A 26,064-nucleotide genomic window follows, 5' to 3' on the forward strand; every position below is an offset into this window, starting at 1 on the left:
CAGTGGTTGTGTTGCTGCCCCTAGACACCGGTGGATCGCCCGCAGGCACGTGCCGCCATCGCGCAGGGATGCCAGAATCGGCGCATGCCGCTGCCTACCTCATCCGTGTCTCCTGCGCTCACCGCCCTGATCGAGCGGGCTGTGGCGCGTGTCCGTCATGCCGTGCCGGCCGACCAGCCCTGGCCGGGCGATGACTTCGATCGGCGGCTTGAACAGGTCGCGCTTGCCAGCGAGTTTGCGCTCGATACCTTGGCGCGTCAGCCGGCCTTGCTGCAGCACCTGGCGCAGCCGGATCCACCGCCGTTGCCACTACCGGTGCTCGACCCCGCACAGCCCCAGGCCTGGCCGGCGCAGTTGCGGCGCTACCGCAGTGCCGAATCTACGCGCCTGGTCTGGCGCGACGTGCTCGATCTGGACAGCGTCGATGCCACCCTGGCCGGCGCAACCCGCCTGGCCGAAACCTGCCTGCAATGTGGGCTGCAGGCATTGGAGCAGCAATTCCGCGACCGCCACGGCCAGGTGATTGCCGAAGACGGCAGCGTGCAGCGGCTGGTGGTGTTCGGGCTGGGCAAGCTCGGTGGTGGCGAGCTGAATTTTTCCTCCGATGTGGATCTGGTCTATGCGTATCCGCAGGGCGGCCAGTCCGATGGTGCCCGCCCGTTGGCAGCGGAGGAATATTTTGCGCGGCTTGGCCAGCAGTTGGCCAAGCTGCTCGACGAAACCACCGCCGATGGATTCAGCCATCGCGTGGATCTGCGTCTGCGCCCGTTCGGCACGGCCGGGCGGGTGGCCTTGTCGTTCACCGGCATGGATCAGTACTTCCAGCGCGAAGGGCGCGACTGGGAGCGCTATGCCTGGCTCAAGGCGCGCGCGGTGGCCGGCGATATCGATGCCGGCGAAGCCTGGCTCGAGACGCTGCGCCCCTTCGTCTACCGGCGCTATCTGGACTTCACCGCACTGGACGGCCTGCGCGAGATGAAGGCGGCGATCACTGCCGAAGTCGCCCGCCACGATCGTCTGGACGACATCAAGCGCGGGCCAGGCGGCATTCGCGAGATCGAGTTCCTGGCGCAATCGCTGCAGCTGATTCGCGGTGGGCGCGAACCGAGCCTGCGCGAGCGTCGCCTGCTGCCTGCCCTGCAGGCGCTGGTGGAGGCCGGCCAGATCGATGCGGACAACGGGCATGCATTGACCGAGGCGTATCGCTTCTTGCGCCGGCTGGAAAATCGTCTGCAGATGTTGCGCGATGCACAGACCCACGCCTTGCCGCAGGCCCCGCTGGATCGCGAACGCATCGCGCTGGGCCTGGGTTATGCGGATTGGCCGGCCCTGCTGCAGGCACTCACTCCGCAACGCGCGCGCGTTGCCGCCGAATTTGCCGAGCTGCTGGCACCGCGCGTGCGCGCCACCGCCCCCGATGCGCTTGCCGACTACTGGCGCGCACTGCCGGAAGGCGATGCCGCGCCGCTGGCCGGCATCGGATTGCACGATCCAGCCGGCGCGCATCAGGTGCTGGCCGATTTTGCGCAGTCCTCCGGCGTGCGTGCGCTCTCCGATACCGCAAGCGCGCGGCTGGACCGCGTCATGCCGGCGCTGCTGCATGCGGCCACCCGCGCCAGCCAGCCGGATGCCGCCGTGCGCCGCATGCTCGGCCTGCTGCAATCCACCTTGCGCCGCACCAGCTACCTGGCCTTGCTGGACGAACAACCCAGCGCGCTCGCACGCCTGGTCGATGTGCTCTCGCGCAGCGCCTTGCTGGCCGAGCGCCTGGCTGCGCATCCGCTGTTGCTGGACGAATTGCTCGACACCCGCATCAGCGGTCCGTTGCCCGACCGCGATGCGTTGCACGCTGCGTGCCTGGACACCTTGCAGATCGAGGACACCGAAGCGGCGCTGCGCGAACTCAACGAGCGCCGGCTCGCCTTGAGCTTCCGCATTGCGCTGGCCACGCTCGATGGCCGCCAGCAGGCCGTGGACAGCACCCAGCAACTGGCCTGGCTGGCCGAAGCGGTGGTGCAGACGGTGCTGCAGCTGGCGCGCCGCGAACTGATCGCCGCGCACGGGCAGGTGCCGGGCGGGGCATTCGCCATCATCGGCTACGGCAGCCTGGGCGGCCTGGAGCTGGGCTTCGGCTCGGACCTGGATCTGGTGTTTCTCTACGACCATCCACGCGAGGTGGAAGCCTCCGATGGCAAGCGAGCGTTGGAAGCCGGGCGCTGGTTTGCGCGGCTGGCGCAGAAGGTGATGACACTGCTGGCCGCCGAAACCGGCGCCGGCCGTCTCTACGAGATCGACGTGCGGCTGCGCCCGGATGGTGGCAAGGGCGCATTGGTGTCATCGTTGGCCAGCTACCGCGACTACCAGCGCGAGCGCGCCTGGACCTGGGAGCATCAGGCGCTGGTGCGTGCACGTGCGGTGGCCGGCGATGCGGTACTGTGCGCGGCCTTCGCGCAGGTGCGTGCCGACACGCTGACACGCGTGCGCGACACCGCCGTGCTGCACGAGGACGTGCGCAAGATGCGCGCGCGCATGCGCAGCGAACTGGATCGCAGCGATGCGGGGCGGCTGGATCTCAAGCAGGGCGCCGGCGGCCTGGTCGATCTGGAATTCGTCCTGCAGGCCGGCGTGCTCGGCCAGGCTGCACAGCACCCTGAGTTGCTGCTGGCCTGCGCCACGCCCGCCTTGATCGATGCATTGGTGCAGGCGCAGTGGCTGCCGGCCGAGCGTGCCGCACCGCTGCACCAGGCGCATGCCACCTTGGTGGAAGCGGGCCTGAGTTGCACCCTGGATCGCCGGCCGCGGCTGATCCCACCAACGCCTGCCATCGAGCAGGCACGGCACAGCATCTTCACTACTGCGCACGCGCAAGGGCTGGAGTTTCCGCTCGGCAATGACGTGGCAACGCTACCGCCTTGAGTGGCCGGTAGCTGGCGTTGCAAGGTGAGACAAGTGCAGCGCGCAGGGTCGGCAGAAACGCGGGTGCGTTGCAGTGGCATCCCTCCACCGCGCCTGGTGTTGGCCTGATTGCCGGTACGCAGGCGAGCCGGTCAGCCCTGCGGGCGCGGCGCACTGCGCCACAGCAGTGCGCGGAACGGGCCGAGCAGGAACACGCCCATGCCCAGCTTCACCGCCAGGTCGCCGGCCGCCCAGCTGATCCATGGCAGTCCAGCGCCGGCAAAGGCGATGCTCCAGAAGATCGTCGTATCCAGCGTGGCGCTGCAGGTGGTGGCCACGATCGGTGCACGCCACCAGTTGCCACTGCGCAGCCGGTCGAACACGCTGATATCCAGCAACTGCGCAGCGATGAAGGCGGTGCACGAGGCCGCCGCGATGCGCGGGGTGGCCAGCCAGAGCGACAACACCACCGCCAGCGCAAAGCCGCACCAGGCGACCTTGCGTGCCGCGCGCGGGCCGAAGCGCCGATTGATCAGGTTGCTCACCAGAAACGCCAACGGATACGAGAACGCGCCCCAGGTCAGCCAATCGTTGATCGGGTACTGCACCAGGATGTTGGACAACAGCACCACCGCACCCATAGCCAGGACCGCCCACGCCAATGCGCGCGCAGTGAGTGGAGTGAACGGCGTCGGCGCGGTGCTGGACATGACGGTGCGGTAGTGACAGAACAGCGCGGATTATCCGCGTGTTGGCGTATGTGGGCCAGTGCACCAACGCGTATGCACGACACGGCCGCGAGCTGCTGGTTCAACCAGCGTGCCGGTCAACGCATGGCCGCCAGCATTGGTGAGTGACGCGGTGCGGATCGCTCGTGCTCGCGTAACCGCGCGATGCGTGAGCGCCGCGCTGCCGTTCGAGCGCATGCCGGCGGGTCATCAGGCAATTTGCGTGTACAGCGTTGCCGATTACGGCGCGATCAGCGCGCTGGCAATTACCTGCGTGCGTACATGCGTGCCAGGCATCGGCGCGCCAGGGCTCTGCAACTGCACGTGGCCGTACGCGTCGTTGAGGATCAACAAACCATCGCGCAGGCAGTTCGGCAGACAGTGGAAGATGCCTCTGCGCGCACGGCACGTGGCACCGTATCCGCAAACGGTGCGTCAGTGACGCGCCATCCTGGTCGACAGCGTCTGCAAGCGGCTCCCCTGCATCACCAGGTGGTGCTGCTGTTCTGCGCGGCAGATTCCGCGGTCGGCACGAATGCCAGCGCCTGGCCTCGTGGCGATTGCACCGTCCAGCCCGCACCGGCCGGGCTCGGCTGGAAGGTCACCGTCTCGCCAACGCGAAAGCCCGCAGTCGGGTCGTCCTGGCGGGCCGGCCAGCGCAGCAGCGCGGTGTTCTCGGCGTTCGCCGGATCCTGCAACTGCACCTGGCAGCCGCCGTCAGTCTTTTTTTCCACCGACTTCACCCGCATCGGCGGCAACGGCCCGGCCGAGGCCTTGTGCGATGCGTCGCTCAAGGCTTCCGAGCCTGCGATCGCACTATGGCCCAGCGCCAACGACACGAAATACGGCGCGGAGATCACCAGGATCGCCGACATCGCCGAGGCATCGCCACGGGTGATCGTGGTCAGGCCCGCATGGGCCTGCATCGGCTGGCCAAACGAGATGGCCAGCAGCAGCCCAAGGCCGGCAGATCGAAGAGGGATGTTCATGGAGATGCTCCGTGCGTGGCAACGCTGTGTGGAATGGACTGGTCCTGCTGCAGCATCTGTTGCTGCTGCAGGAAATCGAACACCGACTCGACCGTGATCACCGAATAATTGCCGGAGATGCGCTCGCTGGCGGGATGGTCGGTCACTGCGGCATTGGCGACGAAGAAACGGGCGCCGATGCGCTTGCTCAGATCCAGATGCAGGCGGGTAGGTTGGTAGCCATTGCGCTTGAGCCAGGCTTGCGCGCTGCGTCGATCGCTCACCGGTGCAGCTGTCGCATCTGCTGCATTGGTCGCCGCCAATGCCGCCGCCAGTACTTCGAGCACCCACTGGTTGGAATTCTGATAATCGGTGGAGAACGGGTAGGCGATCATGCTGTAGCGCGCCTCGTGCAGCGCATGTGCCAGCGTGGCCGGATCCTGCAGCAACGTGCGCAGTTGCTGCTGCAGCGCCGGTGCCGGCACGCCGACGCGCAGATCGGCAGTGAGGGCACTTTCGCCGATGAAGTTGCTCAGACCTTCGTGATACAGCGCGGAGTTGTCCGACTTGCAGTGATTGAGCAGGTGCTTCACCCGCCAGGTGCCGTCGTCCTCGCGCAGCGCGAAGGCCAGATGGCTGTGTTTCAAGCCATAGCGGCTCAGATCCTGGCCGCCGCGTGCCAGCAGCACGACCTGCGCACCGTCCACTGCATCCAGCGCCTGTTGGGTGGACCTGGCCATGTCGAACATCGCCGCCAGCGTGGCGGGCGTTGGATAGTGCGGAGTGCACACCGGCGCGGCGAAGGCGGGGAGTGCGCAGGTCAGGGAGACGAGCAACAGCGCCGTTGCAGGCCAACCGCGCCGTTTGTGTGCAAGTTGCATGGGAGTGCAGCGTCCTTGTGTCTGCCCGGTGGCATCGGCGGCGGCACCATCATACGTGCAGGCGCGCACGCACCAGTGCGGCGATGCGCTGGGTTTCGCGCAATGGGTGAAGCTGCGGCGGCGCTGCGAAAACATCGCCGGCATCGCACAGACGGCCACGCGCCTGCAGTGCCCGCACATACGTCGCCACCCGGCCTTGCGCCTGTTCGGCAAACGCCGCTGCCACCGGGACCCGCGTGGCGCAGGCTTCGGAGAGCAGGTTGACCGAGTCGGCACTGGCCACGATCGCATCGGCCCAGCCCAGCAGGCCGGCGTACGGGTTGGGCCCGTCGCGCTCGTCGCACCACAGCAGGCCTGGCAGGCCTGCATGCAGCTTGCGCAGCGTTGCGATCGCCTCGGGCGGCGTACGCCGTGAGGTGGTGACCAGCAGGCTGCCGCCGGCCGCGAGTACCTGCGCGCGCAGGTGCGTGCACAGTACCGCAAGCGTTTCGGTGGTCCAGGGCAGCTGCGCGGTGGGGCCGCCGATCAACAGCGCCACGCGTGGGCCGGGCAGCGCACCGAGCGCGGCGAAGGCGGCGCGCCCGGCGGCCAGCCAGGCATCGTCCACCGGGTGCAGGCTGCCGAGCAGGGTGAGCACGTTGGCGCCACGCAGCGCATCGTGCTCGGGCACGACCAGCAGATCCCAGTGGCGCGGGTCCAGGCGCGGATCCAGCAGTTGCACCACCCGGCTGCCGCGCGTGCGCAGCAGCCGGGTGGCCAGCGCGGCCTGGCGCCCGCAGCCGATCGCCAGCGCCGGCGGCTGCTGCAATTGCCGGGCAAAGCCGGATCCAAACGCCGCCTGCGCGCCCGGCAACAGGCGCGGTGCGGCCCAACGCCACGGCGCGCGGGCCTGCAGATGCAGCGCCGTGACCGGTGCGGAGTGCAGCGCCTGCGCCAAGGCCTCGGCCTGGCGTGCATTGCCGGCGCGGCCGTCGCTGACCGCCCAGGTCAGCGCCATCGTTTCAGATCCGACATAGATTTGTTTCAGATTGAGCGTGTGTTGCCGCAATCGCGTCACTCTACACTGCGGGTCTTCACGCTGGCGCCGGTGCTGCACCCTACTGTCGCCCATTCCCTTGCTTCCCGGAGTCTCCATGTCCGACTTGCTCGACGCTGCCGCGCTGGATCAGCTGTTTCGCACCGCCCGCACGCAAAACGCCTTTCTCGACAAGCCGGTGAGCGAGGCGCAGCTGCGCGAGCTCTACGATCTGCTGAAGTGGGGCCCGACCGCCGCCAACGGGTCGCCGGCGCGTTTCGTGTTCGTGACCACGCCGGAGGGCAAGCAGAAGCTCAAGCCGGCACTGTCCGAGGCCAATGCCACCAAGACGCTGGCCGCGCCGGTCACGGTGATCATCGGCTCGGACGAGGAGTTCCACGAAAAGTTGCCGTACCTGTTCCCGCATGCCGACGCCAAGAGCTGGTTCGAAGGCTCGCGCGAGATGCGCGTGTCCGGCGCGTTCCGTAACAGCTCGCTGCAGGGCGCCTACCTGATCCTGGCTGCACGTGCGCTGGGTCTGGATGCCGGCCCGATGTCCGGCTTCGACAATGACAAGGTGGATGCGGCGTTCTTTGCCGGCACGCCGATCAAGTCCAACTTCCTGGTCAATCTGGGCTATGGCGATCCGGCCGGGCTGTTCCCGCGGCTGCCGCGGCTCAGCTTCGACGAAGCCGCACGCATCGAGTAACAGCGGCGGGCACCGCAGCTGCGCGCACCGTCACGCGCACGCAGCCGGGCCCTCCGGCACGCAGCCAGCCACGTACACTCCGGCTTCGGGGCGCGCCACCCGCACCACCTGACGACCGCGCCTTGTGCAATCCGCCCCGGGCGCCCGTTTCGATTTTCCTGCAGTCCTCGTCCGTCTGCGTCTGTTCCATCCGCATTGATCCAATGCGGTCCCTCATCTCAAGGAGTTTCAATGAAGACCACCCACAAACTGTTGCTGCCGCTCGCCCTGACCCTGGCCATCGCCGCCTGCTCCAAGCCGGCCGATAACGCCGCCGCGCCGGCTGCCGACACCCCGGCCGCCACCGCACCGGCCGATGCCGCTGCCACCACCCCGGCCCCGGCTGCTGCGCCGGCCGCCTCGACCGCCCCGGCCGTGGAAGTGGCCTCCGGCACCTACACGCTGGATCCGAGCCACACCGACGTGATCGCGCAGTGGAGCCACTTCGGCTTCTCCAACCCGAGCGCGCATTTCGGCAATGTCGACGGCACCCTGGTGTACGACGCGGCCGACGTGACCAAGTCCACCGTGCAGGTCACCCTGCCGCTGTCGGGCCTGAACAGCTTCACCGCCAAGTTCGACGAGCACCTGAAGAGCGGTGACTTCTTCGACGCGGCCAAGTTCCCGACCGCCACCTTCAAGAGCACCAAGGTCGAAGCGGCCGGCCCCAACAAGCTGACCGTCACCGGCGATCTGACCATCAAGGATCAGACCAAGCCGGTCGTGCTGGACGTCACCCTCAACGGTGCCGGCGAGCACCCGATGAAGAAGGTGCCGGCAGCCGGTTTCGACGCCACCACCACCATCAAGCGCACCGACTTCGGCGTGGGCCAGTACGCCCCGAACGTCAGCGACGAAGTGAAGATCCGCATCACCACCGAAGCCCTGCAGGCCAAGGCCGGTGACGCTGCTGCTGCCAAGTAAGGCGCAGCGCAGTCGATGCATCGGTGCGAGCGATCGCACCGATGTGCGGAACGCAAAAGCCCGCCAATCGGCGGGCTTTTGCTTGAGCGTAACCGCCCGGCTTTTTTAGGAGCGGCCCAGGCCGCGACAGCTCCACCCTCCGCCCCGCCACGATGCGCACGCCAACGCCTCACTCCGCAGCAGGGTTCGCCTTCCAGTAGCCCTTCGCGCGCACCGAGTCCTTGTCCACGCCCATGTGCTCTTCGAGAAACTTGCGCATCGCACGCGCGCGCATGGATTCGGTACCGATCCAGTAGAACGTGTCGCCGTCGTGCGGCTCGTAATCGCGCAGGCTGTCTTCCAGCAACGTGCTGCTGGCGGCATCGAAGCCGTTGCGTTCCAGCCAGTACACGTCCACCTCGGCGGCGCTGAGCAGTTCCTGGCGCTCGGCCGCATCGGCAATTTCGATAAAGACCTCTGCATGCATGTCGGCGGGCATGGCCTCCAGCCAGCGGCCGATCGCGGGCAGCGCGGTTTCATCGCCAATCAGTACATAGTGGTCGTAGTCGTCGGCAACCAGGAACGAGCCGCGCGGGCCGCCAATCTTCAGCGTGTCGCCGGGCTGTGCCTGCGCCGCCCAACTGGAGGCCACGCCGTCGCCGTGCAGCACGAAGTCGATGCTCAGCTCGCCGCTTTGCGGATCGAATGCGCGCGGGGTGTAATCGCGGCCGGGCGAGGGCAGCGCGCCTTCGGCATAGCGCGGGCCGTCCGGCGTCATCGTCGGCAGCACGAAGGCGCCATCGGCATTGGGGAAGAACAGCTTGACGTGATCGTCCGGTGCCTCGCTCTGAAAGCCGGCAAGCTCGCTGCCGCCAAACACAATGCGGCGCATCTGCGGCGTCAGCGATTCGCAGCGCACCACCTGCACGGAGCGCAGGCGCGGATCGCGGCGGAGTTGGGTGTGGGTATGGATGGCCATGTAGTGCGATTCCTGGATGTGGCGCGCAGGTGCGCGGCGGGGGAGTGATTGCAAACGGTGATGCGACGATCTAGCCGACTGGCAAAAAAAGCGGTTGTTGCTCACCCTTCTCCCATCGGAAGAAGGTGCCCCGCAGGGGCGGATGTCGGTACGGGCGAAGCCGCGTGCATCTGCCAACCAAGCAAGGTCGATGTCTTGCAGCGATACGCTGATCAAATCGCAGAACAGCGCAGGGACAGCAATGCATGCATGCCACTGACGCCGCGCAACGCAAACACCGCGATGACGCGTCACTGCCGCAAGTCGCATTCAAACCGGTATCGGTTGGCTTCGGATCACGGCGATAGACGTACTCAGCCGTCGTCGCGCTCCATGCCGTCAGCGGCGGCGTTGAGTAGCGCGGCAATGCGTGTGGCTTCTGCATCCGTCCATTGCCCGTGCCGCGCAAACAGGCCGTGCTTGATGCGGTGGATGGCTTCGCGAATCGGCGCCGGGGTCTGTGCCTTGATCAGCTCGCGCGCGCGACGGTGGGTGCGGGCCAGCGCCGCATCCAGTGCGTCGCGGTGCTGCGCCGCATACGTACGGCCGGAGGCGGTGACCTGGTAGCGCTTGCGTCCTTCGTCCAGCGCGGTCTGCACCCAGCCATCGGCTTCAAGCTGCGCCAGCGCCGGATAGATGGCGCCCGCACTGGGCGTGTACAGGCCTTTGAACAGCGCAGTGATCTGCCGCATCAACTCGTAGCCATGGCGTGGCTGTTGCTCGATCAGCGCCAGCAGCAGCAAGCGCAGGTCGCCATGCTCCAGCGGCCGTGCGCGCCCGGCGCCGCCGCGACGCGTCGCACTGGGCGCTGCGGATGGATCGAGCTCGCTCGGCAAGTCGTCGTGGCGGGAGCGCATCGTCATTCGATATATCGAAGTATGGGGAAAAGATATATCGAAGTGTGCTGGCCCGCAAGCGTCTGCCTGTCGCCCGGCTGACCGGCCTGGACATCCCTGCCGCCCATGCTGCAACGCGGCTAGACACCGCTGGCTTCCATAATTACGATGTAATTACTTCGACATTACGGGCCCGGCCCGGTGAGGCAGACGCATGAGTCGACAGTGGGACACCCAGGCCGAAAGCCGGCGCCAGCGCCTGCAGCGCGCCGCAGCCCTGGCGCCGCAGGGGCGCGTGGTGGCCGCCGACGATGTGGTGGCGCTGCTGGAGGCGGTAATCGAACCCGGCGACCGCGTCTGCCTGGAAGGCAACAACCAGAAGCAGGCCGACTTCCTGGCGCGCTGCCTCACCGAGGTGGACCCGGCGCGCGTGCACGACCTGCACATGGTGCAATCGGTGTTGTCACTGCCCGCGCATCTGGACGTGTTCGAGCGCGGCATCGCCAAGCGGTTGGACTTCTCGTTCTCCGGCCCGCAGGCCGCGCGCCTGGCCGGGCTGGTCGGCGAGGGCCGCATCGAGATCGGTGCCATCCACACCTACCTGGAATTGTTCGGCCGCTATTTCATCGACCTGACCCCGCGCATCGCGCTGGTCACCGCGCAGGCCGCCGACCGCCACGGCAATCTCTACACCGGCCCGAACACCGAAGACACCCCGGTGATCGTGGAGGCCACCGCGTTCAAGGGCGGCATCGTGATTGCGCAGGTCAACGAGATCGTCGACACGCTGCCGCGCGTGGACATCCCGGCCGACTGGGTGGACTTCGTCACCCAGGCGCCCAGGCCCAACTACATCGAACCGCTGTTCACCCGCGACCCGGCGCAGATCTCCGAGATCCAGGTGCTGATGGCGATGATGGCGATCAAGGGCATCTACGCCGAGTACGGCGTGGACCGGCTCAACCACGGCATCGGCTTCGACACTGCCGCGATCGAATTGCTGCTGCCCACCTATGCCGAATCGCTGGGGCTGAAGGGCAAGATCTGCCGGCACTGGGCGCTCAATCCGCATCCGGCGCTGATCCCGGCGATCGAATCGGGCTTCGTGCACTCGGTGCATTCGTTCGGTTCGGAACTGGGCATGGAGGCCTATATCGCCGCGCGCCCGGACATCTTCTTTACCGGCGCCGACGGCAGCATGCGCTCCAATCGGGCGTTGTCGCAGACAGCTGGTTTGTATGCCTGCGACATGTTCATCGGCTCCACCCTGCAGATCGATCTGCAGGGCAACAGCTCCACCGCCACGCGCGACCGCATCGCCGGTTTCGGCGGCGCGCCCAACATGGGCTCGGATGCGCGCGGCCGCCGGCACGCCAGCGACGCCTGGCTCAAGGCCGGGCGCGAGGCGGCGCGCCCCGGCGAGATGCCGCGCGGACGCAAGCTGGTGGTGCAGATGGTGGAAACCTTCCGCGAGCACATGGCGCCGGCCTTCGTCGACAGGCTCGATGCCTGGGAGCTGGCCGAGCGCGCCAACATGCCGCTGCCGCCGGTGATGATCTACGGCGACGACGTCAGCCACGTGCTGACCGAAGAAGGCATCGCCAACCTGTTGCTGTGCCGCAGCGCCGAAGAGCGCGAACAGGCCATCCGTGGCGTGTCCGGTTACACCGCCGTCGGCCTGGGCCGCGACAAACGCGCGGTGGAGAACCTGCGCGATCGCGGCGTCATCAAGCGGCCGGAAGACTTAGGGATTCGTCCACGCGATGCCACGCGCGACCTGCTCGCCGCGCGCACGGTCAAGGACCTGGTGCGCTGGTCCGGTGGGTTGTACGACCCGCCGAAACGTTTTCGCAACTGGTAGGGGCACAGCATGGAAACCCTGCGGTATCGCTTCGATGGCCAGCATGGCGCACGCGCCGGGCTGGACCATGCGCTGGTCGGCGTGGTCGCCTCCGGCAACCTGGAAGTGCTGGTCGAGCGCGTGCCGCTGGACGGCGCGATGGAGATCGAGATCCTCACCGCCGCACGCGGGTTCGGCACCATCTGGCAGGCGGTGCTGGACGATTTCGCCGCGCGCCATCCGCTGCGCGATGTGCGCATCAGCATCAACGATGTCGGCGCCACGCCGGCGGTGGTGAGCCTGCGCCTGGAGCAGGCGCTGGACGTCCTGCAGGGAGCCGCCGCATGAGCCACCCCTCTCACCCCGTAGGAGCGCACCCGGGCGCGACGGGCTTTCCCGGTAACGCTTCAGTCGCGCCCAGGTGCGCTCCTACGAGCGTCGTTGGGAGCACCACTGTCGATAGTGCCGACCGCAGCAATTCCGTAGGAGCGCACCAGGGCGCGACGGGCTTTCCCGGTAACGCCGCAGTCGCGCCCGGGTGCGCTCCTACGCGTGTTGTTGGGAGATACGTATGAGCACCACCATTCCCATGGCCGAGCGCAGCTATTACGAGGCCGATGCGCGCGAGCGCATCGATGGCGTGCTGGATGCCGGCAGCTTCCGCGAATTCGTCGGTCCGCGCCGTCGCCTGATCAGCCCGCATCTGGCCCAGCTGGACACGCCCGGCGCCTTCGATGACGGCATCGTCGTCGGTGAAGGCACGCTGCGTGGGCGCAATGTGCTGATTGCCGCGCAGCAAGGCGCCTTCATGGGCGGCGGCGTCGGCGAGGTGCACGGCGCCAAGCTCACCGGCCTGCTCGAACGCGCCACCGCTACGCAACCGGCGGCGGTGCTGTTACTGCTCGACACCGGTGGCGTACGGCTGCATGAAGCCAACGCCGGCCTGATCGCCATCTCCGAAATCATGCGCGCCACCTTGAACACGCGTGCCGCCGGCGTACCGGTGCTGGCCTTGATCGGCAGCGGCAACGGCGCCTTCGGCGGCATGGGCATCGTGGCGCGCTGCTGCAGCGCGGTGATCATGTCCGAAGAAGGCCGCCTGTCGCTGTCCGGGCCGGACGTGATCGAAACCGTGCGCGGTGTGGAGGAGTTCGACGCGCGCGACCGTGCCCTGGTGTGGCGTATCACCGGCGGCAAGCACCGCTATCTGCTGGGCGAGGCGCAGACGCTGGTGGCCGACCGCATCGCCGCATTCGCCGATGCCGCCGTGCAGGCACTGGACACGCTGACCGAGCCGGAAGGCGAGGCCGCATTGCAGGCGCTGGAACTTGCACAGCAGCAGTTGGCCACGCGCATCGCCGCCTACGGCGATTGCCGCGACGGCCTGGAAATTTGGCAGCGGCAGGGCATTGTCGATGCGCAGCGCCTGCCGCTGCTGGACACCGACGCCTTCCTCGCCGCCACTGCCGACCGGAGCACGCCATGGAACTGAGCCAACTGCTGGATCAGCTGTTTCCGCTCGGCCACGCCATCGCCCGCAACGACGATGTGCTCACCGGCAGTGCCACCACGGCCGCGGGCGAGGTCACCGTGATCGGCACCGCCAACAAGCTGGAAGTCGGGGTGGACCACGCGCTGGCACTGGCGGCGACCGTATTGGCGAGCACGCGCGCGCATCCCCAGCGGCCGATCGTGATGCTGGCCGATACTGCCGGGCAACGGCTGGCGCGCCGCGACGAACTACTCGGCATCAATGGCTATTTCGCGCATCTGGCACGCACGCTGGATCTGGCGCGCAAGCGTGGCGCGCGGCTGGTCACGCTGGTGTATGGCGAATCGGTCAGCGGTGGCTTTCTGTCGTTCGGTCTGATGGCCGACCATATCCACGCATTGCCGGATGCGCAGATCCGCGTGATGGATCTGCGCGCGATGGCGCGCGTGACCAAGCAATCGGTGGATACCCTGCAGGCGCTGAGCAAGAGCTCGCCGGTGTTCGCGCCTGGCGTGGAGAACTACGTGCGCATGGGCGCGGTGGAGTCGCTCTGGGACGGCGATCTGGCGCAGGCGCTGCTTGATGCCCTGGCCGCGCCCAGCGATGGCGACCAACGCCGGGCACGTGGCGCGCAGCGTGGCGGGCGCACCCTGGCGCGCGATGTCGCTGCCGCCGTGGCCGCGGGCGAGGGCTGAGCATGCCCGGCCGCCACGCACTGGTGTGGCTGCATCCCGGCGCGCGCTGGCAAGCGCTGACGCCGGGTGCGCAGCCACGGCTGCAGCAGTGGTTTGCTGCAGGTCTGCCGGCAGTGGTGGCGCGTGGCGATGGCAGCGAGGCACCCGGCAGCCTGCGGCTGGGCGTGCCATTGCCGCCAGACGAAGGCAAGCAGCGCCTGGCATTGAGCGCCGGCCTGGACGAGGTTGCGCGCAGCACCGCGCCATTGGCGCTGGATGCCGTGATCGCAGCCGCACCCGCCGCGATGCAGCCTGCATTGCAGGCCTTGCTGACCCAGTGCAATGCCAACGCCCTGCAGCCGCGCGTCTTCGGCAGCTTCGCATGGCAGGCCCTGACCGGGCTTGCGTATGTGCACGCGCAATCGGATCTGGACCTGCTGTGGTCCATCGCCACACCCGAGCAGGCGCAGGCCGTGGTGACAGTGCTGCAGCGCTGGGAACAGCGCCACGGGCTGCGCGCAGACGGCGAACTGCTGCTGCCCGACGACACCGCGGTGAACTGGCGCGAATACGCCGGCAGCGCGCAACAGGTCTTGGTGAAGTCCACCAACAGCTGCCGCTTGCTGCCGCGCAGCGCGCTGTTTGCGGTGTGGAGCGCGGCATGAGCACGCTGGTCGAACGCACTGCCGATGCCAGGCGTTCCGTGACGCCTTGCAACGCGGTGGAGCGGCAGCGGCCAGTGACGAATTCGAAAGAGGCGGACATCGCGCCACCCCTGGTTGGCGCGGACAGCCAATCGACGCACCAGGTGCGTGCCGATCGCCAATCGACGCTCGCACCGACACCGGCAGCGGCGCCGGCAGCACCGCACGACGTACCACCGCAGCCGCTACTGCGCCTTGCCCCCGCAGACGATGGTTCGAACCGCGTGCATGCGCCATCGCGCACTGCATGCACGCATGGCGAGCTGCTAGACAGTGCAGCCCGGCAACACGCATCGCATCCCGAAGCCGGCACTGCCAGCGCGCTGGCGCATCGGCTGGGGCGGCTGGCGGTCGCCGCCCTGCATGCAGAACTTGGCTGCGCGCCCAAACCCGGCCTGGTCACGCCGTTCGACCGCGGCAGCCATGCCGATATGGACGCGTCGACATTTCTGCGCAGCCTGTTCGCCCTGCGCGGCTATTTCGTCGCGATTGCACAGGCCGGTATCGACAACGCGCCGTTCGAGCAATTGCGCCAGCTCGGCATCGCGGCCGAAGCGGCGATGCTGCGCGCCACCGGCGGCATCAACACCCACCGCGGTGCGATCTTCAGCCTGGGCCTGCTCACTGCGCAGGCGGCGCGCTTGCGTGCCGTGCATGGGCATGCCCCTACCGGCGAAGCAGTCTGCAGCGCGGTGCAGGTCTGGCGCGATGCATTGCGGGCCGCGCCGCTGGATCCACACAGCAATGGCCAGCGCGTGCGCGCGGCGTCCCGGATCAGTGGCGTGCGCGAACAGGCCGCGGCCGGGTATCCATTGTTGCGCGAGATCGCACTGCCATCTCTACGCAGTGCATTGCGCAGCGGCGCCACGCGCGAGGCCGCGCTGGCACAGACCTTGATGCACCTGGTTGCCGAGGTCGACGATCTCAACCTTCTGCATCGCGGCGGGCAAGACGGGCTGGCTTACGCAAAGGCGCAGGCGCATGCGTTTCTGGACGATGGCGGCATCTCGCACCCGCAGTGGCGCGCATGCCTGCACGCCATCGGCATGCAATTTGTCGCGCGTCGCCTGAGCCCGGGCGGCAGCGCCGATCTGCTGGCCTGTGCCTGGTTCCTGCACTGTCAGGAGACGGCATGAGCCTGTGTCGAGCACTGGCAACTGCGAAGGCAACGTCCATGCAGGCGTGTGGCGGCGCGGCCCTTTGCACTGTTTCAGTGAACGGCGTGCTTGTCCTGGTCAGGGAACAAAATGCCCGCAGCGCGAATCAGGGCGACACAAGCACAGCGCGCGCCGCCGCCTGCAAGCAGGCCATCCAATGAGCCTGGCCGTGCTCTGTCCCGGCCAGGGTGGGCAGCACGCCGCGATGTTCGCGCGGGTTGCCGATGCGCCTGTCGCGGCCGAGGTAATCGCTGCCGCGAGCACGGTGCTTGGCGCCTCGGCGCAAACGCTGGCGGCAGACAACTCCCGCTACATCAATGCCACCGCACAGCCGCTGGTCTGCGCCGGCACACTGGCGCACTGGCAGGTGCTGCGTGCGCAGCTGCCCACGCCGGTGTTGGTGCTGGGCTACAGCGTCGGCGAGCTGGCCGCGCATGCGGTTGCCGGCAGCATGGAGATCGCCACCTGCTTGCAATTGGCTGCCACCCGCGCGCGCCTGATGGATGCGGCCAGCCCGGACCATGCCGGCTTGATGGCGGTACTCGGCCTGCCGCTGCGCACGCTCGAGGCGCTGTGCCAGACGCATGGCGCGGCCATCGCCATCGTCAATGGCGACGACCACGCCGTGCTCGGTGGCCCGCAGGCGGCGCTGCAGGCACTGGGCGATGCAGTGCAGGCGCAGGGCGCACGTGTCACGCCGTTGCCGGTGAGCGTGCCGGCGCATACGCCGTGGCTGCGGGCGGCTGCCGACGCCTTTGCCGTCGAATTGAACAACGCGGCCGTGCAGGCGCCCAGGCTGCGTGTGCTGGCCGGCATCGATGCGCGTGCCGTCACCACGCAGGCCCTGGTGGTGGACACGCTGGCCGCACAGATCGCGCAGACCGTGCGCTGGTCCGAGGTGCTGGTGCAGGCCGCCGAGCGCGGCGCGCGGGTGTTTCTCGAACTGGGGCCAGGCAGCGCACTGGCGCGCATGGCGCGCGAGCGCGTGCCGGGCTGCGAAGCGCGATCGGTCGACGAATTTCAGAGTACCCACGGGGTGGTCGAGTGGGTCAACGCCGCATGCGAGCGCGCGGCATGACGGTCGAGGTGGTGCACACGGCGTAACCCTTGGGTGGCGGGTGGCCATCCGTGCTGTACGCGTATCAGGTGTCTGGGAGGGCGCATGACCCCGCAAATTGCAACGATTCTTGGCTTGGTGATCATGTTCATCGTCGCCACCGCATTACCCATCAACATGGGCGCGGTGGCCTTCGCGCTGGCCTTCATCATCGGTGGCGTGTGGGTGGGGCTGGACGGCAAGGAGGTGCTGGCCGGCTTTCCGGGCGACCTGTTTCTGACCCTGGTCGGCATCACCTATCTGTTCGCCATCGCGCAGAAGAACGGCACCATCGATCTGCTGGTGCACTGGGCGGTGCGCGCGGTGCGCGGGCGCATCGTCGCCATTCCCTGGGTGATGTTCGTCATCACCGGCCTGCTCACCGCCTTCGGTGCGCTCGGGCCGGCGGCGGTGGCCATCATCGGCCCGGTGGCGCTGCGCTTTGCCAAGCAGTACCGCATCAATCCATTGATGATGGGCCTGCTGGTGATCCATGGCGCGCAGGGCGGCGGCTTTTCGCCGATCAGCGTGTATGGCGGCATCACCAACAAGGTGGTGGAAAAGGCCGGGCTGGACGTCACCGAAATGGCGGTGTTCCTCACCAGCCTGGGCTTCAACCTGATGATGGCGATCATCTGCTTCTGCGCCTTCGGCGGGCTCAAGCTGATGCGCCGGCAGGAGGTGTCGCTGGCCGATGCGCAGTATGTGGCGGTGGCCGACGACCAGGCCTCCAAGCGCCCGTTCGCGATCGAAGGGCATGGTTCGCTGGTGGCTGCCGGTGGCGGCACCTTGTCGACCAATCCGCTGGCGCTGGAGGCGGTCGCCATCACGCGCGATCGGGTGATCACGTTGGTCGGCCTGCTCGGTCTGGGCGTCGCCGCGCTGGTCTACAACCTCAACGTTGGCTTGGTCTCGATCACCGTGGCGGTGGCGCTGGCGCTGATCTCGCCCAGCGCGCAGAAGGGCGCGGTGGACGGCATCAGCTGGTCAACGGTGTTGTTGATCAGCGGCGTGGTCACCTATGTGGCGGTGCTTGAAAAGGCCGGCGCGGTGGACTACATCGGCACCGGCGTGTCGCATATCGGCATGCCGCTGCTGGGGGCGCTGCTGGTCTGCTATGTCGGTGGCATCGTCTCCGCATTCGCCTCGTCGGCGGCGGTGCTGGGCGCCACTATTCCGCTGGCGGTACCGTTCCTGATGCAGGGCCAGCTCGGTGCGGCCGGGGTGATCTGCGCGCTGGCGGTGTCGTCCACCATTGTCGATGTCAGCCCGTTCTCCACCAACGGTGCGTTGGTGGTGGCCTCGGCCGCCAAGGAAGAACGCGACGCGCTGTTCCGCCGATTCCTGGTCTACAGCGGGCTGGTGGTGTTGCTGGGGCCGCTGGTGGCCTGGCTGCTGTTCGTGGTGCCGGGCTGGCTGTGATCCGGCCCGTGTCCGGCAGGGTGTCGGGGCGCCCCGGTAGAATGGGCGCCCCCACGCCAGCATCGACGACCCGCCTGCCATGACCCTCGCCCCTGATTCGCGCAACGCCAAGAAGCGCGTACCGCTGTACGAGGAAGTGGCCGAGCGCCTGCGCCAGAAGATCTACGACTACGCGCTGCCGCCGGGCGAATGGATCGACGAGCCGGCGCTGGCCGAGGAACTCGGCATCAGCCGCACCCCGCTGCGCGAGAGCCTCAAGCTGCTCGCCGCCGAAGGCCTGGTGCAGCTCGACGCCGGCCGCGGTAGCCGGGTCACGCGGCTGACGCTGGAAGACCTCAATCAGTTGTTCCCGGTGATGGCGATGCTGGAAGGCCGCTGCGCGCACGATGCGGTCAAGCGTATCGACGCAGCCGGCGTGCAGCGCCTGGAAGAGCTGCACGCGGCGATGGAAGCCGCCGCCACCGCTGGCGACCTGGCCGAGTACTACCGCAACAATTATCTGATCCACGAGACCGTGCAGCAGTACGCGGGCAATCCGTGGTTGATCCGCGTCACCCACGATCTGCACCGCATCCTCAAGATGCACCGCGGCCGGCAGCTGTTGACGCCCGGGCGCATGGCGCAGTCGCTGTCCGAGCACCGCGAGCTGATGGCGTGCGTGCGCCGCGGCGACGCCGAAGGCGCAGAGCGCACGATGCACGGGCATCTGCTGAGCCAGGGCCAGGCCTTGGCAGCGTATGTGGCAGCGGGCGGCATGTTGAACGTGCCGGCACCATTACCGAGGGTGGGTGGGGTCTAGCAGTCGGCGCTGTCCGGGCGCATCACCCCGCGCACCGAGATCGCACATCCCGTCTCCCATCGGGAGAAGGTGCCCGAAGGGCGGATGAGGGTACGTGCGCACGCAGCACCGGGACGCTGCTCGCTCTTGCGAATCCCCAATCCCCAATCCCCGCCGCCTATTCCCCGCCCAACGCAAGCAAGTCATCCACGCGTTCGATCACCCGCGTCTCAGCCAAGCCGGCAAACACGTCCGGATGCGCATAGCCCCACGCAACTGCAGCAAACGATAAGCCCACCGCTTGCGCCGCCTCCCAGTCGGCGACCTGATCGCCCACGTACACCGCCTGCGCTGCGGTGTATCCAGTGCTGCGCAACACGCGACGCAAGGCGCGCTGTTTGCCAAGCAGATGCGCACCGCCGTCGATCACTGCGAACTTCGCGCTCAGCTCCTCGCCCAGCGCGCGCTGCACATTCTCCACCGAGTTGGACGACACCAGGGCCAGGCAGGTGCCGCGGGCGTGCAGGGTCTGCAGCACCTCGGCAATGCCGTCGAACAAGGCCATCGGCGGGGCAGCACGCATCAGGCGGATGAAGTCGGCGGCCACCAGCGGGATACGCCAGCTGCTCAGGCCCGATTGCTTGAGCAGTTGGCGGGTGCTCAGGCGGCGTGCGGCGTCCACTTCATGCGCTTGCGCGGCGCGGAAGCCGTGCCGCTGGGCCAGTACGCGCTGCGTGCTCAGAAAGAAACCGAACGAGTCGGCCAGGGTGCCGTCGAAATCGAAGATGATCAGCTTGGGCATCGCAACGCGGGGATCAGGGCGTCATAGCCTAACCATTGCTGCACACGCGCCGTACGCAGACACGCCACCAATGTGCGCACAGGCGAGGTGACACCGCAAAGCGATCGGCACAACCGCTGCACGCATCGCCAGGCAGGCGCGCGTCCGATGCCGGGGATCGGCATGTACCACGCGTATCCTTCTGCCAAGCGCGCCGTCCGCATCCAGCCGGCGCCTGTTTGCGGTGCGGCGCTGGCGGCGCTCAGGCCTCGGCGAAATGCGGCACGATCGGCGTATCGCCTTGCGCATGCTGTTCGATGACCTTGCGCTGCATCGCCGCCAGGTAGGCATCCAGTTCTTCGGTGGAGGCGAAGACATCGCTCAGCGGCACTGCCTTGACCATATCGAAGACCTTGCGGATCTGCGGCTGCGGGTTGGTCACCAGCACCTTGCCCTGGCGCGTGGCCAGGGCCTTGCGCGCCTTGAAGATGCAGCGGATGCCGGCGCTGGAGATGTATTCCAGCGCGGTCAGGTCCAGCACCAGCGTGGTGATCAGGGTGCCCAGCAGCGGCGACAGCGCCGCGTCCAGATCCTGGTAGGTGTGGGTGTCCAGGCGCCCGGTCAGGATGACGCGTTGACGGGTGTCCTGCGGCGGGTCGATCTGAATGGCGAGCGTGGTCATGACAGTGCCTCGGGGACGGGGGCGTACGGGTGGAGCAGGGTGACGCGCACCACGTTGTATGCACCATCGCGGCGGTAGTCGATGTGATCGGCGAACTGATGCACCAGGAACAGCCCCAGCCCACCGATCGCGCGCTCGTCGAGCTCGGCACTCAGGTCCGGCATCGCGGCGGTGGTGGGGTCGAACGCGCTGCCGGGGTCGTGCATCTCCAGCACCAGCGCCTGCGGGTCCAGCTGCAGTTGCAGGCGCAGCGGCTGCTCGGCGCACTGGCCGTGGGTGAGCGCATTGCAGCCGAGCTCTTCCACGATCAGCCGCACCTGGCCGATGCGCTCGGCGTGCAGGCCTTCCAGCGTGAGCGAGTGTTCCAGCGCGTCGTTGGCGCCGGCCAGCTGGGCCAGCGAGGGCGCGATGGCCAGGTCGAGCTTCATCAGGTCGTTGCCTTTCCGGGTGCGTCCCGGCCAGCGTCTGCGACCCGCCCAGCATGCTCCTGGCGCAGCCGGATCGCCAGCAGGGTGATGTCGTCGTATGGGTCGGCCTGGCCGGTGAAGTGGGCGATGTTGGCGATCACCGCCTTGCACTGCGCCGCCGCGCTGCGGCGTGGCCGCAAGGCGCCGAGCAGGCGCTCCAGCCCGTAGCTGGCGCCCTGCTCGTCCATCGCCTCGGTCACCCCGTCGGTATAGCCCAGCAGCGTCTGCCCGGCGCTCATGCGGCCCTGCAGCACCGGGTAGGCCACCTGCGGCTCGATCCCCAGCGGCGCGCCGGTGTCCAGCGGCAACGGCCGCGCGCTGCCGTCGATGTCGATCAGCACCGGCGGCTCGTGGCCGGCACTGGCCAGCCAGTAGTCGCCGCTCACCACGTTGATCACCCCGCACAGCACCGTGGCGAACATGCAGGTGTCGTTGTTTTCGGCCAGCCGCGTGGAGGCGGCGATCAGGATGCTGTCCGGGCGCGTATGCCGGCGCGCGGCGATTTCCAGCACGCTCACCGCGCGCGCCATGAACAGGGCGGCCGGCACGCCCTTGTCGGACACATCGCCCACCACAAACCACAGCAGCCCCGGCTCGGTCTCGACGAAGTGGTAGAAGTCGCCGCCTACCGCCTTGGCCGGCTCCAGCCAGGCGCAGGTTTCCAGATGCGAACTGGCACGGTCGAAGGTGCGCCCGGAGGGCAGCATCGCCTGCTGGATCTCGCGCGCAATCTGCAGCTCGCTGTGCATGCGCTCGCGCGCGGCGGTCATCTCGCCGATCTGCGCGATGTGGTCGCGGATTGCATCGCGCGCGCTGTCGAACGCACGCGCCATCACGCCCACCTCGTCGCGGCGTTCGATGTGCTGCAGCGGGTATGCGAATTCGCCACGGCGAAAGTGCTCGGCGGTATCGGTCAATTCCTCGATCGGGCGCGTCAGCTTGCGCGTGATCCGCCCCATCAGCCACCACCACACCACCGCGCCCAGCAACGCCGCCAGCGCCACCCACGCGGCCAGCCAGTTCAGGCCCGCCAGCACATAGCCTTCCGAGGCGGACAGCACGAAGGTCCAGCCGCTGCGCCCCACCGCCGCGCTATGGGTCAAAAAGCGCTCGCCATCCGGCGCGGTGTGCGCAAACGAGATCGGCTGGCCCGCCGCCACCGCGCGCTGCAACGGCAGCAGGTCGGGCCGCGAATGCGCCACGTAACGCTCCAGCGTGTAACGCAGGTTGAGCGCCGGGTCGGGGCTGAACACCAGCATGCCTTCGGGCGACAGCAGCATCGGCTGGATGCCGATGTCGCGCGGCAGCTGGTCGATGATCTCGCGCAGGTGCTGCAGCGGCAGGTCCACGCTGACCATGCCCACCGGCGCGGCATCCACCGCATCGCCCGGCCGGCGCAACGGCAGGTTGTAGCTGGTGTACAGCGCGTTGCCGCCATTGGCGTTGAGGTACGGCTCCGACCACCACGCGCGTCCTTCGCGCTGGGTGCGCAGATACCACGGCATCGCGCGGTAGTCGTAGCCCAGGTCCTGCACCGATTTCTCCAGCACGCGCGTGCCGTCGCGATGCACGTACCAGACAAACCCGGTGTCGCGCGCCTTCTGCGTGCGCGGCTCGATGATCAACCGCGCCGCCCCGATATCCGGGTCGCCACTGAGCGTGGCCAGCAGCAGCGCGCGTAGGTTGAACGGCTGCAGCCCCACCGCGCTGCTGCTGGCCGCCAGCGTGCGGCCGCTCACCTGCACCGAGTCCAGCATCGCCGCCAGGCTGCGTGCGGTCTGCTCGGTCAGGCCATCCACCTCGGTGCGCGCCGCCTCCACCAGCTCGGCGCGTGCGCCCAGGTAGAACACCGTGCCCAGCAACGCCAGCAACACCACCAGCACCGCGGTGGCGGCCAGCAACACGCGCATGCGCAGGCTGTGCCGCCAGTGCACCCGCGGGGTGACGGCCACGCTGTCGGCTGGCGATGTGGGACCCGTGGCGATGGCGCGCTTCCGTGGCGGCGGATGGCCCCGATCATGGCAGTTTTGCGGCCGCCGGCAACCGGCTCACGGCCGCCTCATCCTCAGCTGCCGTAAATTGACCCCAGCGGGTCAAGCAAACTAGATTGACTCCCCCTATCGCCATGGAGGCCGGCCTTGCGCCAGATTCTGACCCCGAGCCTGCTGGCCCTTTTTCTTACGGCCTGTAACGCCCCGGAGACCAGCATGACCCAGACCCAATCCCCCGCAACCGAGGCCGCCGCAGTAGCCGACGTCGAGGCCGGTGGCCGCGGCCTTGCCAAGTTGAATCCCAACCCGCGCAAGGCCTACGAGGTCACGCTGACGCTGGACAAGGCGCCCGGCGCCTTCGGCCTGGTGCAGGGCGCGGCGCAGTACGACGTCAGCAACGAAGCCGAATGCGGCAAGATCCAGCCCGAAACCGGCACCGCCGGGCGCATCACCAGCCAGGAAGACTTCGCACTCAAGAAGATCTCCGACACCGAGTACCGCGGCACCGTCTACCTGGACCTGATGCAGGACGAGGACTATTACGGTCGCGGCGTCTGCCACTGGGAATTCAGCGGTGCCAGCGTGCTGCTGAAGGCCACCGGTGCAGAGGAAGAGACCCGCTTCCTGTCGTTTATCGAAGGCAAGACGGTGACTGCGCAGCAGCCACAGACGAAGTACTACTGGAAGGAAGGGTATCCGCGCTCGGAGTCCAAGAGCTTTCCGGACACCGGTGAGCTGAGCCCGGACAAGTTCAAGCCGGAGATCCGCGACAATCTCTTCACCATCACATTGGCTGCCAAGGAAGTTGCGCCATGACCGTCCCATCGCAGCACTACGCCGACTTGTCCGAGGATACGTATAAGAATCACGCGGTTGGACGGCGTGCGCCGGGTCATGAGGAATTGGTTCCGGTCGGAAACGAGAAGTACGCCATCCTGGAGCATGTCGACAACAAGGCTACCGGCTATCAGGGCACGATCTATCGCCGTGAAAGCACTGGTGAGATCGTTGTCGCGCATCGCGGCACCGAGGGCAAGATCGATGACATCCTGACCGATGCATCAATGGTGCGCAGCCGTCACAACCCGCAAGCCGACGATGCGCTGGCGCTGACCAAGCATGCACTTGACTACGCAAAGGACTACGGCAACCGGACCGGGCATCAACCGGAAGTGACGATGACGGGTCATTCGCTCGGTGGTGCGCTCGCGCAGATCTCCGCACATCACTACGACCTCAAGGGCGAGACCTTCAATTCGTATGGTGCGGCCAGCCTGTCCTATCGGATCCCGGAAGGCGGTAACAACATGGTGAACCATGTGATGGCATCCGACCCGGTGAGTGCAGCGTCGCCGCATTTCGGCCAGGTGCGCATCTACGCAAGGCCGGATGAGATTAGTACGCTCGGTCACGCCGGTTACAGCAATAGCAGAGCGAACTTTCTGATTCCGGATTCTCCGGTTCTCGCTGCAGGAACCTCGTTAGGCGCGCACAAACTCGACAATTTCTTGAAGGAAGGTTCCGTCCTCAGCGATCCAGGTGCGCGCACGCTTGCGGAAACGAACAAGCGCATGATCAACGAGTACCGCACCGATCTGGATCAGATCCGCGCCGGCATCACCGTCATCAGCCGCAGCGGTCGTGGCCTCGGCCAGGACGCCATCGACGCCATCCGCGGCCCGCTCGCTCCGGGCGAGCCTGCCAGGCGCGATGCACGCGAGCACGGTAACGAGCACACCTCGCTGCGTATCGATCAGCCGGGGCATGTGGGCAACGCCTTGTTCCAGGACGCGCAGCGTGGCGTGCACGCACAGGACGCACGTGCAGGGCGCGCGCCCGACCAGCAGAGCGCCCAGTTGTCCGGCTCGCTCGCCTCGGAAATGCACGCCGCCGGTGGCCAGCGCATCGACGCAGTGATGATGAGCCCCGATGCCGCACGCACCTTCGCCGTGCAGGGCCGCGTGGATGACCCCGCGCAGCTGCGTGTCAGCGTGGAGACCATGACCGCGATGAACACCCCGCTGGAGCAGAGCAGCCAGCGCGTGGCCGACAATGCCGCACGCCAGTCGCTGGCGCTGGAGCAGCAGCAAACCCAGACCCAGCAGCAACAGCAGGGCGCACGCGCGCTGGGCTGAGTGCGCTCATGCATGCATGGGCGCGAAGCGGCCGACAAAACGGCTGCGCAGCCGTCAGGTGGGCGCAGCCGTTGTCCGGAATCGGCGTGGACCAATCGTTCACTGCAGTGCCGGGCGCGCCAGCCGCACCATCTGACGGCCGCTCCCTACGCGCTGGGAGTCGCGCTTGATGCGGTGACTGCGTCCGACCCGCAGGGCTGACGCGGCGACGCTTCGATCCGCTAACTGCCGCCATCGCGTGGTGTACAGAAAAACGTCGGCTTGCCCGGCGTTTTTCGTTTCGGTCGCTGCCCATCCATGGACGCGAGCGTGTCGAGTACGCCGAGCGGTCAGGGCAGCTGGAAGCCGGGCGGTCTTCACCCGTCGGGCTGCTGCGGTCGAGCTGGAATCGCAGCTTGCCGCGTAGCGCCGGTGACGGTGATCGAGCCGGGGTGGTCGTTCCAGAATCAGCTGTCAGCCACAGCCACAACCACAGTCACAGTCACAGTCACAGCGCGCGGTGAGCGGTGAGCGGCGTACGTACGGCGAGGATGTGCGCTTCCAGCAACGCGCCCCGGTGCCGGGAAGTCGGCAGCACGTCGCCGCACCGCATCGCATCGAGCCCAGGTCTGCTTGTGCTGCCATAACAGTCGACCACGCCTGTCACCTCAGCGACCGATCGCCAATCGCAGACCCGCTGCGCACTACCGCGCCGGTTTTCTGTTGCATCCGCACAACAATGCGCTGGCGAAAATATCGCCAGTTCGCTGGCGCAAGGCGTTTGCCGCCGCGAGATATGCCGCAACCACGCAGCAGCTATAGCGAGCGCGACCGCATTGCGCCGCCGTGCTGCAATCGCCACCGTTTCGCGGCG

The 26,064-nt window shown here is 67.6% G+C and carries 24 protein-coding genes; 14 read left to right on the top strand and 10 right to left on the bottom strand.

Annotated elements, in window-relative coordinates; genetic code table 11:
* The first annotated feature begins 84 nt into the window (after positions 1-84).
* Positions 85-2,916 carry a bifunctional [glutamate--ammonia ligase]-adenylyl-L-tyrosine phosphorylase/[glutamate--ammonia-ligase] adenylyltransferase gene (glnE, locus tag ABQY64_RS03065; RefSeq protein ID WP_349779731.1) on the top strand — a complete coding sequence of 944 codons (2,832 nt, stop codon included), beginning with the start codon at positions 85-87 and terminating at the stop codon, positions 2,914-2,916.
* A 131-nt stretch (positions 2,917-3,047) separates the two neighbouring features.
* Here glnE and ABQY64_RS03070 read toward each other — a convergent pair whose 3' ends face one another.
* From ABQY64_RS03070 to ABQY64_RS03085, 4 genes are all read right to left on the bottom strand, one after another.
* Complete coding sequence (locus tag ABQY64_RS03070) at positions 3,048-3,605, bottom strand: VUT family protein (protein ID WP_039510249.1); 558 nt, start codon at positions 3,603-3,605, stop codon at positions 3,048-3,050.
* A gap of 503 nt (positions 3,606-4,108) precedes the next feature.
* A complete protein-coding gene (locus ABQY64_RS03075; protein ID WP_349779730.1) occupies positions 4,109-4,612 on the bottom strand; it encodes a hypothetical protein in 504 nt (167 codons plus the stop codon).
* The gene (locus ABQY64_RS03080) at positions 4,609-5,472 is read right to left on the bottom strand and encodes a DUF2145 domain-containing protein (protein WP_349779729.1); all 864 of its coding nucleotides are present in this window, start codon (positions 5,470-5,472) and stop codon (positions 4,609-4,611) included. The genes ABQY64_RS03075 and ABQY64_RS03080 overlap by 4 nt, the downstream gene beginning before the upstream one ends.
* 49 nt (positions 5,473-5,521) lie before the next feature.
* Entirely contained in the window at positions 5,522-6,469 is a 948-nt protein-coding gene (locus ABQY64_RS03085) for an ELM1/GtrOC1 family putative glycosyltransferase (RefSeq protein WP_349779728.1), read from the bottom strand.
* Between the two features lie 136 nt (positions 6,470-6,605).
* Between ABQY64_RS03085 and ABQY64_RS03090 the strand changes: the two genes are divergently transcribed.
* Both ABQY64_RS03090 and ABQY64_RS03095 read left to right on the top strand, forming a co-directional pair.
* Entirely contained in the window at positions 6,606-7,196 is a 591-nt protein-coding gene (locus tag ABQY64_RS03090; RefSeq protein ID WP_039523198.1) for a malonic semialdehyde reductase, read from the top strand.
* A 231-nt stretch (positions 7,197-7,427) separates the two neighbouring features.
* Positions 7,428-8,159, top strand: coding sequence for a YceI family protein (locus ABQY64_RS03095; RefSeq protein WP_016902868.1), 732 nt, complete (start codon positions 7,428-7,430; stop codon positions 8,157-8,159).
* Between the two features lie 169 nt (positions 8,160-8,328).
* Here ABQY64_RS03095 and ABQY64_RS03100 read toward each other — a convergent pair whose 3' ends face one another.
* Together ABQY64_RS03100 and ABQY64_RS03105 are read right to left on the bottom strand one after the other, a co-directional pair.
* Complete coding sequence (locus tag ABQY64_RS03100) at positions 8,329-9,117, bottom strand: siderophore-interacting protein (RefSeq protein WP_024937873.1); 789 nt, start codon at positions 9,115-9,117, stop codon at positions 8,329-8,331.
* Positions 9,118-9,470: 353 nt separating this feature from the next.
* Positions 9,471-10,013: a PadR family transcriptional regulator gene (locus tag ABQY64_RS03105; protein WP_349779813.1), complete on the bottom strand. Its 543-nt coding sequence runs from the start codon at positions 10,011-10,013 to the stop codon at positions 9,471-9,473.
* Positions 10,014-10,206: 193 nt separating this feature from the next.
* Between ABQY64_RS03105 and mdcA the strand changes: the two genes are divergently transcribed.
* The 9 genes from mdcA (at position 10,207) to ABQY64_RS03150 (ending at position 19,176) form a co-directional block, all read left to right on the top strand.
* A complete protein-coding gene (gene mdcA, locus ABQY64_RS03110; RefSeq protein WP_024937871.1) occupies positions 10,207-11,853 on the top strand; it encodes a malonate decarboxylase subunit alpha in 1,647 nt (548 codons plus the stop codon).
* 9 nt (positions 11,854-11,862) lie between these two features.
* Positions 11,863-12,180, top strand: coding sequence for a malonate decarboxylase acyl carrier protein (gene mdcC, locus ABQY64_RS03115; protein WP_016902872.1), 318 nt, complete (start codon positions 11,863-11,865; stop codon positions 12,178-12,180).
* A 241-nt stretch (positions 12,181-12,421) separates the two neighbouring features.
* Complete coding sequence (locus ABQY64_RS03120; RefSeq protein ID WP_349779812.1) at positions 12,422-13,324, top strand: biotin-independent malonate decarboxylase subunit beta; 903 nt, start codon at positions 12,422-12,424, stop codon at positions 13,322-13,324.
* Positions 13,315-14,019 (top strand): biotin-independent malonate decarboxylase subunit gamma, encoded by a 705-nt coding sequence (mdcE, locus tag ABQY64_RS03125; RefSeq protein ID WP_039523205.1) that lies wholly within the window; start codon positions 13,315-13,317, stop codon positions 14,017-14,019. Before ABQY64_RS03120 ends, mdcE begins: the two co-directional genes overlap by 10 nt.
* A gap of 2 nt (positions 14,020-14,021) precedes the next feature.
* Complete coding sequence (gene mdcG, locus ABQY64_RS03130; protein WP_349779727.1) at positions 14,022-14,663, top strand: malonate decarboxylase holo-[acyl-carrier-protein] synthase; 642 nt, start codon at positions 14,022-14,024, stop codon at positions 14,661-14,663.
* A 362-nt stretch (positions 14,664-15,025) separates the two neighbouring features.
* Complete coding sequence (gene mdcB, locus ABQY64_RS03135; protein WP_349779811.1) at positions 15,026-15,838, top strand: triphosphoribosyl-dephospho-CoA synthase MdcB; 813 nt, start codon at positions 15,026-15,028, stop codon at positions 15,836-15,838.
* 178 nt (positions 15,839-16,016) lie between these two features.
* Positions 16,017-16,937: a malonate decarboxylase subunit epsilon gene (gene mdcH, locus ABQY64_RS03140; RefSeq protein ID WP_349779726.1), complete on the top strand. Its 921-nt coding sequence runs from the start codon at positions 16,017-16,019 to the stop codon at positions 16,935-16,937.
* 84 nt (positions 16,938-17,021) lie between these two features.
* On the top strand, positions 17,022-18,377 hold the full coding sequence (locus ABQY64_RS03145; protein WP_039523211.1) for an SLC13 family permease: 1,356 nt from the start codon (positions 17,022-17,024) through the stop codon (positions 18,375-18,377).
* Positions 18,378-18,456: 79 nt separating this feature from the next.
* On the top strand, positions 18,457-19,176 hold the full coding sequence (locus ABQY64_RS03150) for a GntR family transcriptional regulator (protein WP_104601133.1): 720 nt from the start codon (positions 18,457-18,459) through the stop codon (positions 19,174-19,176).
* Positions 19,177-19,333: 157 nt separating this feature from the next.
* On the opposite strand, the gene ABQY64_RS03155 is transcribed toward ABQY64_RS03150, so the two are convergent.
* The 4 genes from ABQY64_RS03155 to ABQY64_RS03170 all read right to left on the bottom strand — a co-directional run bounded on the left by ABQY64_RS03155 (position 19,334) and on the right by ABQY64_RS03170 (position 22,995).
* Positions 19,334-19,957: an HAD hydrolase-like protein gene (locus ABQY64_RS03155; RefSeq protein WP_104601132.1), complete on the bottom strand. Its 624-nt coding sequence runs from the start codon at positions 19,955-19,957 to the stop codon at positions 19,334-19,336.
* Between the two features lie 241 nt (positions 19,958-20,198).
* Complete coding sequence (locus ABQY64_RS03160; protein WP_005923815.1) at positions 20,199-20,618, bottom strand: STAS domain-containing protein; 420 nt, start codon at positions 20,616-20,618, stop codon at positions 20,199-20,201.
* Positions 20,615-21,046: an ATP-binding protein gene (locus ABQY64_RS03165; protein ID WP_005923812.1), complete on the bottom strand. Its 432-nt coding sequence runs from the start codon at positions 21,044-21,046 to the stop codon at positions 20,615-20,617. Before ABQY64_RS03165 ends, ABQY64_RS03160 begins: the two co-directional genes overlap by 4 nt.
* A complete protein-coding gene (locus tag ABQY64_RS03170; RefSeq protein WP_202397483.1) occupies positions 21,046-22,995 on the bottom strand; it encodes a SpoIIE family protein phosphatase in 1,950 nt (649 codons plus the stop codon). The genes ABQY64_RS03165 and ABQY64_RS03170 overlap by 1 nt, the downstream gene beginning before the upstream one ends.
* Before the next feature lie 297 nt (positions 22,996-23,292).
* On the opposite strand from ABQY64_RS03170, the gene ABQY64_RS03175 reads away from it, so the two are divergent.
* Positions 23,293-23,892 carry a hypothetical protein gene (locus ABQY64_RS03175; protein WP_065048411.1) on the top strand — a complete coding sequence of 200 codons (600 nt, stop codon included), beginning with the start codon at positions 23,293-23,295 and terminating at the stop codon, positions 23,890-23,892.
* Positions 23,889-25,211, top strand: coding sequence for an XVIPCD domain-containing protein (locus tag ABQY64_RS03180; protein ID WP_349779725.1), 1,323 nt, complete (start codon positions 23,889-23,891; stop codon positions 25,209-25,211). The genes ABQY64_RS03175 and ABQY64_RS03180 overlap by 4 nt, the downstream gene beginning before the upstream one ends.
* The last annotated feature ends 853 nt before the right edge of the window (positions 25,212-26,064 follow it).

Source organism: Xanthomonas sp. WHRI 7065 (genome assembly GCF_040203115.2).
Taxonomy (GTDB): Bacteria; Pseudomonadota; Gammaproteobacteria; order Xanthomonadales; family Xanthomonadaceae; genus Xanthomonas; species Xanthomonas arboricola.